A 10,092-nucleotide genomic window follows, 5' to 3' on the forward strand; every position below is an offset into this window, starting at 1 on the left:
ACAGCACAGCACAGCACAGCACAGCACAGCACAGCACAGCACAGCACAGCACAGCACAGCACAGCACAGCACAGCACAGCACAGGTGAACACTCTGGATATGAACGACTAGATCTATCTTCTAAGGGTATTTTCTTAGAGAATCTGACAAAGATTGGTCAACTTTTTCCTGAAGTTCTGACAGAGAAAAGAGATGACAAGGGGCAACTCCGTCCTGCGATTGATTTTGATAAGTTAAAGCAGTTCTTATCAGAGGATATTGTTGAAGGACGAGAAAGTTATGAATTTACTTGGGTTGGAAAACGTGAAGCAATTGCTGGAGCAGGTAGACCAACCACTAAAACTTTGAGGCCAGACCTTGATGAAAGTGTTGATTTTGAAAACAGTGAAAATGTCTTTATCACTGGAGATAATCTAGAAATTTTAAAAATTTTGCAAGAATCCTATCTAGGCAAGGTTGATATGATTTACATTGATCCTCCCTACAATACAGGGAAAGACTTTGTTTATTCAGATAAGTTCCAAAAAACAACTGATGAGTTAGAAGATGCCATGGACCTTCGAGATGAAAAAGGACGACAAGTCGTAGGACTTACAAAAAATGAAAAAAGCTCAGCCCGTTACCACTCAGACTGGCTGAATATGATGTACCCGCGTCTAAGATTAGCTCGTAATCTTTTAAAAGACAGTGGCGTCATTTTTATCTCGATTGATGATAATGAACAAGCTCACCTTAAAGTTATTTGCGATGAAATCTTTGGGGAGGAGAATTTTGTGGTGAATTTAGCGATTGAAAATAATCCTAAAGGTAGAAAGAATGGTAAATTTGTTTCTATTAACCATGAAAGTCTGTTAATATATGCCAAAAATATAGGACAAGCAAATGGTTTTAAAGAGATAGTGAAAAAGGATAATCTTTTACAAGATGAATACGGATACTATACACATGGTAAACGTGTTTTAGTGGGAGAAAGCACTAATAGCATTGCTCAGAAAAATGAAAAAGATTATTCTGTATATTATAATGGTGATAATATTATTTTAGAAACAGAGGATATTAATCACATAAATGATGATTTGGTTTCAAATGGTTATACTGTATATAAGTCAATCAAAGGAGGCAAATTATTAGAGAATACATATACAAAAGATACATTTAAAGATTTATTTTCAAAGCATTCTTTGTTGTTTAAAGAGAATAGCATATATGAAAAAGATAGAAATGTTTTTAAACAACAAAAAAGTCTGATAAAATCAACGGATGAATGGGATCTGAAAACAGAGACAGCTTCTTTTCAATGTAATGGTTTTAATTCAAAAGAATTATTTTCTATGCCAAAAAATCCTCAATTTATACGAATGTTATTATCTCTTTTTGGAAAGTCTGATGCAATAGTACTTGATTTTTTTGGTGGATCAGGAACAACTGCACATTCAGTATATCTTCAAAATACCGAGGACGGTGGCAATCGCAAGTATATCCTTTGTACGTTAGGTGAAGAAGTGGCGGAGAAGTCAGTCGCCAAAGATGCGGGCTATGAGACAATTGACCAGATTTCACGCGAGCGGATTCGCCGTGCAGCTAAGAAAATTCAAGAAGAGCATCCAGAAACTGTTGGCAAACAAGATTTTGGTTTTAAAGCCTATCGCCTAGATAGTTCAAATTTCAAAGATGTGACAGCTCGCCCAGATGAAACCGTGCAAGGTAATCTCTTTGAGAGCGTGTCAAATATCAAAGACGGACGGACAAGTTTAGATATTCTTTTCCAAGTTATGCTAGCCTGGGGGATGGATTTGTCACTCTCTATAAAGAGTGAGAAAGTCACAGGTAAGAAAATCCATAATGTAGCAGAAGGTTCGCTTATCGCTTGTTTCGAAGAAGACCTAACTGAAGAGGTGATTCGTCATATTGCTGGAAAGAAACCTCTTCGTGTTGTTTTCTGTGACAGCTCATTCGCCAAATCAGCCGATAAAATCAACCTCACGGAGATCTTCAAAGAAATTTCCCCTCAAACCAAAGTGAAGGTGGTGTAAAGGATGAAAGAAGAACGGAAGTATCGGGAGTCTACCATTGATGATGAGATAGAAAATAAAATTTATTCTCTGGATATTGTCAGAACTGCTCGTATTAAAGCAAGTGAGAGATTATATAAATATTCGGATGCGTGGGATTTTTTGTTTTTAGGAATGAATATTGTATCTGTAGCTCTGCTAATAGTTTCTTTGTTGCCTTTGCCTATTAATGATAGCAAATCGGGTCTTATGATTTCATCGTGTTTTTCTTTGTATACAATGCTTGTTCAATATTTTTGTTCAGTACAGAATTATAATGAAAGAGCATTGAAATATCATTATCATCAATTGGAGTTAGAGAATTTAATACTACAACTGAAAAATATCTTTTTGAAGAATAATACTGAGGAAGGTTCTTATTCTGATTTGGATAGATTTAAACGTTATAGAGCAATTTTAGAAAAGTATCAAATTAGCCTTCAGGGGTATGAAAATCATGAAGATGTGGATTATAAGATAGCTAAGCAACAATTAGCTCGAAAATTTTTAAAACTTGATACTGAGATAAAACAAAGTTATTGGCAGAAGTTTCAAAGATGGATAGAGACGAAGGATTTTAGTCCAGATAATATTTTTATCTATCTGCAGATACCAATTGTTTTAACGATTATTGTACTTTATTCTTGGGTAGCTTATACAGGGATTAAATAAGACTAGAAAGGAATTCAGAGTAAACTGACTATAGATGCTACAGAATCTATAGTATATCTATGGTATGTTATGATGAAACTACAATTTAAACAGCAAGATTTCCAGATAGAAGCTGTCAATGCGATTGCCGATATTTTTCAAGGGCAGGCAAAACGAGATGGCTTTCGCTATTTGATGGATACAGGTAGGAGCCAGCAGGTGACACTGGATGTGGGGCAGGACGCTTTTTGGAATGCTCCGATTGAACTAAGCGAGGACACCATTAAAGAACAGGTCACCCAGATTCAGCTCAAGCACCATTTAAAGCCTTCAAGCAAGCTGGCACTTGAACGCATCGGTCAACGGACAGCCTATAACTTTACCATTGAGATGGAGACAGGTACAGGGAAAACCTACACCTATATCCGTACTATAATGGAATTGAATAAGCGTTACGGCTGGCTCAAGTTTATTATTGTTGTGCCTAGTGTCGCTATTCGGGAAGGAGTGCTCAAGTCCTTTCAGATGATGGACGACCATTTTCAGATGGAGTATGGCAAAAAGCCCCGCTACTTTGTTTACAATTCCAGCCGACTGAGAGATTTGGATACCTTTGCTAATTCCTCCGACATTCGAGTCATGATTATCAATTCTCAAGCCTTTAATGCCAAAGGAAAGGATGCCAGACGGATTCATATGGAGCAAGAGTCATTTGCTTGGCGAAAGCCGATTGATGTGATTGCGGCGATGAATCCCATTCTCATTATTGATGAGCCACAGTCGGTAGAGGGCAAGCAGACTAAGGAGCGTTTAAAGGATTTTCATCCACTATTTACTCTCCGTTATTCTGCGACCCACAAGGAAGACTATGATATGGTTTATCGCTTGGATGCAATGGATGCTTATAATCGAACGTTGGTTAAAAAAATTGCGGTTAAGGCTATTGAGCAAACTACTACGATGGGAACTCAAGGCTATCTCTATTTACAGGAGATTGTGCCCCAACGGACGGGAGCACCGAAAGCGCGGATTGAATTTGAGGTCAAAGGTAAGACAGGGATTCGTCGAAAAACGAAATTAGTGAGCGAGCCCTTTGATTTGTATATCGAGTCAGGAGAGTTGGAGGTTTATCGTGGCTGGACTCTAAGTGGTTTTGATGCGCGTGATAATAAACTGCAGATTGGTCCGACAAGAGAATTGTATGCAGGCGAAGTGATGGGGGAATTGAATGAAGCGAGTCTGAGGCGGATTCAAATTCGTGAAACCATTAAAAGTCACTTGGAGACTGAAGAGCGTTTGTATAACAAGAAAATCAAGGTTTTATCACTATTCTTTATTGATGAGGTTGCCAAGTATAAATGTTATGACGATCAACATCAAGCTTCTAATGGAGAATATGCGCAGATTTTTGAAGAAGAATACGAAGCGCAAGTTCAGGCATTACTGGGAGATCCCAATCGTCATGGGACGAATTTTTGGCATTACCTCAATCGTTACCAATCTGCTAAAGATGTTCATGCTGGCTATTTTTCTGTTGATAAAGTCAAGAAATCAGATAAGACGATTTTTGTGGATTACAAGTCGGCTAGTGAGAAAAGAGCGCAGCAATCCAATGATAGCGATGCCTATGATTTGATTATGAAAGATAAGGAACGTTTGCTTTCCTTTGAGGAGCCGGTTCGCTTCCTCTTTTCCCACTCTGCTTTGAAAGAGGGATGGGACAACCCTAATGTCTTTCAGATTTGTACCTTGAAGCAATCAAGTGCGGAAACTAGAAAACGCCAGGAAATAGGTCGGGGGATGCGCTTAGCGGTTGATCAAAACGGTGTTCGACAAGATAAAGAATTACTCGGGAATAGCGTTCATGACATCAATAAACTGACAGTCATTGCTAATGAAAGCTATGATGACTTTGCCCGTGGCTTGCAAGAGGAATTGCGTGAAGTTCTAGCAAATCGTCCCAGCAAAGTGGAAATTGATTTGTTTGCTGGTAAAGTATTGGTCAACGAAACAGGAGCGAAATTGCAGGTTACACCAGAGGTAGCAAGAGCCATTCAGTTTGAGTTAATTCGTCAGGATTATATTGATGACACAGGACAGTTGACTCCGCAGTTTTTTGAAGCTAAAGAAGAAAGAGAACTGCTCTTTACCTCCAAGGTGCAAGGTTTTGAAGGACAAGTGCTGGAGTTACTCGAAAGTATCTATACTTCAAGAAATTATTCAATTGAAAATGCCTATAATACGACCGTCGAGCTTGGGAAAGAAGTCAATGATGAGAATCTTGGAAAAGAAGAATTTTTAAAACTATGGAATACGATTCATCATAAAACTACTTACCAAGTAGATTTTGATGAGAACGAGCTGATTAAAAAAGCAGTGAAAGCTGTTAATGAAAAATTAGTTGTAAAGAAAGTGACCTTCCAGATTACCGAAGCAGCTGCAGACAGGATGGATCAAGAGTTAGGGTTGGATTTAAAAATAGCAAGTAATGGTAAGGAGATGGAACATGTGGAGATGCTCCCTGTAGAGGTTCAATATGACTTACTTGGAGAGGTTGCAGAAAAAACAGGTCTAACTAGAAAGACGATTGCGGGTATTTTGAGTCAAATAGCCCCGTATCAATTTGCTAAATTTAAGCAAAATCCAGAAGAGTTTATCCAAAAAGTCTCTATCCTAATTAATGAACAAAAATCAGCTCAAATCGTAGATCATATCCAATACAAGGTCTTAGAGGATTGTTATGATACCAATCTTTTTTACGATAATTCTGAAACAGCTAGACCATCAGATAATCATGTTCTAGAATCTGATAAATCCATCTACCACTATGTAAAGGTAGACTCGGAAATTGAGAAAAACTTCCAACATGAATTGGAATTTCAGGATGATGTCAAAGTCTATGTCAAGTTACCACGCGCCTTCAAAATCCCGACTCCATTAGGGAATTATAATCCTGACTGGGCCATTGCCTTCCGGGAAGGCAGTGTTAAACACATTTATTTTGTAGCTGAGACCAAAGGATCGATGTCTAGCTTGCAATTGAAACCAGCGGAAAAGGCGAAAATTGATTGCGCGAAGGCGCATTTTAAGGCCTTGAAAGATAAGGGGAATATTGACTCTAATTACGTTTATGGTGTGGTGGAAACTTATGCCGACTTATTGGCGATTGTCCAAAAGTAGAAGTATCTATTTGAAAACCCTTATAACGGAAGAACACAATAGCCCTAAAGCATCATACTGTTTTTTCTCTACCAGTTTTGGACTTACGGATTTTTAAATGAAAAGGATGGCTATATGTGTTATGATGCTAGTAGCTAAAATTTAATCTGTTTAGCGATAGTCTAAGATTCGTCTTTTGTGTATTTGGAAACGTGCAAGGAGCTTCTTATGTTTTATCAAGAACGCTATCAGAAAAAACATGAAAATTTTTCGAAAATCCTTAATCACCTCAATCAGAATTTAGGTGAGCGTCGGCTCACTGAGTTTTCTGATTTAGAGCTAAGTGGTCTCTTAAAGCAGTTTACGCTTTCATTCGATTTAATGTGGAAGACTCTAAAAGATTATCTCGAGTTCAATGGTGTTGACATTGGGATTATCTCACCGACAAATGTCTTAAGGTCAGCAGCTTCATCGGGTCTTTTGGAAGAAATGGATGTCGAAGGTGAAGATTTAATCGAAATGCTCAGAGCTCGAAATCAGCTAACCCATGTTTACGATTTTGAAACGGCTCTGGATCTTTTGGAGAGAATCAAAGCAACCTATGTACCGGAATTGTTGAAAGTGGAGTCCTTCTTCAATGGAAAATAAAACAGGTTTAAAATCGGAATTCCTAAAGGAGCTTCACGCGCGAATTCTCTCTTTCCCAGGAGTCGAACAAGTCTTTATTTTTGGCTCACGTGCGCGTGGGGATTATCGGAAGTATTCCGATGTTGACTTGGCGATTTTTGGGGAGCAGGTTTCCTTTGAAACGCTGGGGGCGATGCGACAATTTTTGGAAGAGCTTCCGACTATTTATCGTTTTGATCTCATTCATTTTGATAAACAAATGAATGAACAATTAAAGGTCTCCATTTTAAGAGAAGGTATTTCTCTAACTGCTTTGCTGGAAATTGAAGAAGAGCGGCCTCAGAAGGATGAGGGCTGAGTCTGGATAAAAACGCTATTCTAAAATCCCAAAGGAGTAACAATGGTCTTTAATGTTAAAAAAGAATACAAGGAGTTTTATCCGACCAAGGTGGAACCACGAATCGTTCAGGTGCCTAAGTTAAATTTTCTAGCAGTGAGGGGACAGGGGGATCCGAATGAGGCTGGTGGCGAGTACCAGGAGTCCATTCGGTTACTCTATCCGATTGCTTATACAATCAAGATGAGTAAAAACACCGATTATCGTATGGAGGGTTACTTTGATTTTGTCGTACCGCCTTTGGAAGCTCTTTGGTGGCAAGAAGGGGTCAAAGGTGTTGATTACGAGCGTAAGATGGATTTTCGGTTTATTTCGCTGATTCGGATGCCTGATTTTGTCAGCAAGGAAAATTTTGATTGGGCGATCGCGCAGGCCAGTCAGAAGAAGAAAATGGATTTTGCCAAGGTCGAGTGGTTCACCTATGATGAAGGTTTGTGCGTACAGTCCTTACATATCGGACCTTATGAGGATGAGCCGGCCATGGTTCAACGGATGCATGAATATATGAATAGAGAGGGATATCAGTTGGATATTGGGTCTGAACGAATGCATCATGAAATTTATATCAGTGATTTTCGTAAAACAGAACCTGCCCGACTAAAAACGATTCTGAGGCATCCGATTAAGAAAAAATAGTGTTCAGGAATTGTTCCCAACTTTTCGCTTGCATTCTATTTAAAATTCTTGTATACTAATTTCTTGTGAGAATATCCCTCACTTACTCGTCTTGAGGCGGGTCATTAGTCCAAAAGGAGGAACATAATCAATGGCTAAATACGAAATTCTTTATATTATTCGTCCAAACATTGAGGAAGAAGCGAAAGCAGCTTTGGTAGAGCGTTTTGACGCAATTTTGACAGACAATGGTGCAACCATCATTGAATCAAAAGCATGGGAAAAACGTCGCCTTGCCTACGAAATCCAAGATTTCCGTGAAGGTCTTTACCACATGGTGAACGTTGAAGCGAACGATGATGCAGCTCTTCGTGAGTTTGATCGTCTTTCAAAAATCAATGGCGACATTCTTCGTCATATGATCGTTAAACTTGACGCGTAAGAAGGTAACAAATGATTAATAATGTTGTACTTGTTGGTCGTATGACCCGGGACGCAGATTTGCGTTATACCCCATCTAATGTTGCAGTGGCGACCTTCACCTTGGCGGTGAACCGCCCCTTCAAGAGTCAAAATGGTGAGCGTGAGGCTGACTTCGTCAATGTGGTCATCTGGCGTCAACCAGCTGAAAATCTGGCTAACTGGGCTAAGAAGGGTGCTTTGATTGGAATTACGGGACGGATTCAGACTCGTAATTACGAGAACCAGCAAGGACAGCGTGTTTATGTTACTGAAGTCGTAGCAGATAACTTCCAAATGTTGGAAAGTCGCGCTGTTCGAGAAGGAAACGCCGGCGGTTCAAGTTTTGGTGGCAACAGCTTTGGATCTGCTCCAGCTGCTAACCAATCCATGTTAGAACCTGCAATGCCAGACTTTTCTCGAAACGATAGTCCTTTTGGTGCAACCAGCCCAATGGATATTTCCGATGACGACCTTCCATTCTAATGGATTGAAGAATAAGATAAGGAGAATAACATGGCTCAACAACGTCGTGGCGGATTCAAACGCCGTAAGAAAGTTGATTACATCGCAGCAAACAAGATTGAATACGTTGACTACAAAGATACTGAATTGCTTAGCCGTTTCGTATCAGAACGTGGGAAAATTCTTCCACGTCGCGTAACTGGTACTTCAGCTAAGAACCAACGTAAAGTTACAAACGCAATCAAACGTGCGCGTGTAATGGCTTTGATGCCTTACGTAAACGAAGACTAATCAGAATTAGGAGACTGGGGTCTTCCGAATCTGTACAGGAAGGGAGTTGGACAGAACTAAATTTGAAAAAATTTAGTTCGTAGTCCCACCCCCGAAAGGCTGATTAGGTCCTCTTCCGAGCTTGAAAAGCGAATGAAGAGGCCAATCAGCTACTGCGTCAAAGGCATTTTATTAACCAAAGTCAAAGAGGCTAGACTTTTGTCCCAGCCTCTTTTTGTTTTGTAATAGAAGCCTTTTCGAGAAGGGAATGGCCGTACACAGAGAGGTATTGGAGTGTTAGCTCTTTCGGCTCTTTGTCAACTGTAGTGGGTAGAATTTTACAATCTATAAATAGTGAGTACAATATAGCCTAAAAATGGCTTCCTTTCAATTCATATGGGATGCATTCCCTGTGGTGGGGGACGGCAGCGACCTCTGACGAGTTCCATGCCTTATTCGGGAACCGAAGTTTCCCGAATCCCCCGATTCCAAGCTCGGTGGCTTGGAATCTTTTCAGTACGACGGGCATGTCGTATATCTGAGGTGCAAGTCCTCTGTGGGCACCTGCTACCGGTGAACCCAATAGCGACTCCCAAGCCTGACTATCGTGAGGTAGCGGGGAGAGGAAGGGATAGCGAAATCGTGGCTCTACGAACAGAAATGTGATATGAAGGCGTATGTAGTGGATGAGGAGGCTGAAAACTCTAAAGTCCCAAAAGGTAGTCGTAACCTATATGCGTAGATCACGAGAGTAAGCGAGGAAAGATATACGACTTATCCCGTGAGGTCTCATGAGCGTCGTAGACGTAGTAACAACGAATCATGAGAAGTCAGCCGAACCCATAGTAGTGATGAAGTTTCTGTAATGGAAATGGAGCGAAGGGGCGAACAATTAACCGAAGTAATCCTACTTCACTTGTGTCTGTAAAAGAACGGTCTGATAGAACTGGAGACGGTCACGTATTGACTAGGAGAAGGTTCACGAATCTAAGATGTCCCTCAGACACCGAAACAAGAAAGGAATACGCACATGTCAGAATTGCTAGATAAGATATTATCTCGGAACAATATGCTTGAAGCCTATCATCAGGTAAAAAGAAACAAGGGTTCTGCTGGTATCGACGGAGTTACCATTGAGGAAATGGATAATTTCCTACGGCAACATTGGCGAGAAACCAAGGAACTTATAAAGCAGAGGAAGTACAAACCTCAACCAGTTTTACGAGTTGAAATTCCTAAGCCAAATGGTGGCGTCCGAAATCTTGGAATCCCTACAGTCATGGACAGAATGGTACAACAAGCGATTGTTCAAACCATCAGTCCAATCTGTGAAAGACACTTCTCAGAGTATAGTTATGGCTTTCGTCCCAATCGCTCTTGTGAGACAGCTATTATTCA

At 40.1% G+C, this 10,092-nt stretch carries 10 protein-coding genes; all 10 read left to right on the forward strand.

What is annotated here, in order from left to right:
* The first annotated feature begins 218 nt into the window (after window positions 1–218).
* Window positions 219–2,033, forward strand: coding sequence for a site-specific DNA-methyltransferase (locus HZY94_RS00920; RefSeq protein ID WP_373683171.1), 1,815 nt, complete (start codon window positions 219–221; stop codon window positions 2,031–2,033).
* Window positions 2,034–2,036: 3 nt separating this feature from the next.
* Window positions 2,037–2,723, forward strand: a complete 687-nt coding sequence (locus HZY94_RS00925) for an SLATT domain-containing protein (protein WP_179924602.1) — start codon at window positions 2,037–2,039, stop codon at window positions 2,721–2,723.
* Between the two features lie 72 nt (window positions 2,724–2,795).
* On the forward strand, window positions 2,796–5,882 hold the full coding sequence (locus HZY94_RS00930) for a type III restriction-modification system endonuclease (protein WP_179924613.1): 3,087 nt from the start codon (window positions 2,796–2,798) through the stop codon (window positions 5,880–5,882).
* A 207-nt stretch (window positions 5,883–6,089) separates the two neighbouring features.
* Complete coding sequence (locus tag HZY94_RS00935; RefSeq protein ID WP_179924604.1) at window positions 6,090–6,509, forward strand: HI0074 family nucleotidyltransferase substrate-binding subunit; 420 nt, start codon at window positions 6,090–6,092, stop codon at window positions 6,507–6,509.
* A complete protein-coding gene (locus HZY94_RS00940) occupies window positions 6,499–6,846 on the forward strand; it encodes a nucleotidyltransferase family protein (protein WP_179924605.1) in 348 nt (115 codons plus the stop codon). The genes HZY94_RS00935 and HZY94_RS00940 overlap by 11 nt, the downstream gene beginning before the upstream one ends.
* A gap of 42 nt (window positions 6,847–6,888) precedes the next feature.
* Window positions 6,889–7,521 carry a GyrI-like domain-containing protein gene (locus HZY94_RS00945; RefSeq protein ID WP_179924606.1) on the forward strand — a complete coding sequence of 211 codons (633 nt, stop codon included), beginning with the start codon at window positions 6,889–6,891 and terminating at the stop codon, window positions 7,519–7,521.
* A 130-nt stretch (window positions 7,522–7,651) separates the two neighbouring features.
* Entirely contained in the window at window positions 7,652–7,942 is a 291-nt protein-coding gene (gene rpsF / locus HZY94_RS00950) for a 30S ribosomal protein S6 (RefSeq protein ID WP_179924608.1), read from the forward strand.
* A gap of 11 nt (window positions 7,943–7,953) precedes the next feature.
* Window positions 7,954–8,445 carry a single-stranded DNA-binding protein gene (locus tag HZY94_RS00955; protein WP_179924610.1) on the forward strand — a complete coding sequence of 164 codons (492 nt, stop codon included), beginning with the start codon at window positions 7,954–7,956 and terminating at the stop codon, window positions 8,443–8,445.
* Window positions 8,446–8,475: 30 nt separating this feature from the next.
* Window positions 8,476–8,715, forward strand: coding sequence for a 30S ribosomal protein S18 (gene rpsR, locus HZY94_RS00960; RefSeq protein WP_135038614.1), 240 nt, complete (start codon window positions 8,476–8,478; stop codon window positions 8,713–8,715).
* A gap of 1,009 nt (window positions 8,716–9,724) precedes the next feature.
* Window positions 9,725–10,092, forward strand: a 368-nt coding sequence (locus HZY94_RS00965; protein WP_257151889.1) for a reverse transcriptase domain-containing protein, incomplete at its 3' end; no start/stop codon positions are given.

Origin of the sequence: Streptococcus danieliae (assembly GCF_013415245.1) — a bacterium.
GTDB classification, from domain to species: Bacteria; Bacillota; Bacilli; order Lactobacillales; family Streptococcaceae; genus Streptococcus; species Streptococcus danieliae_A.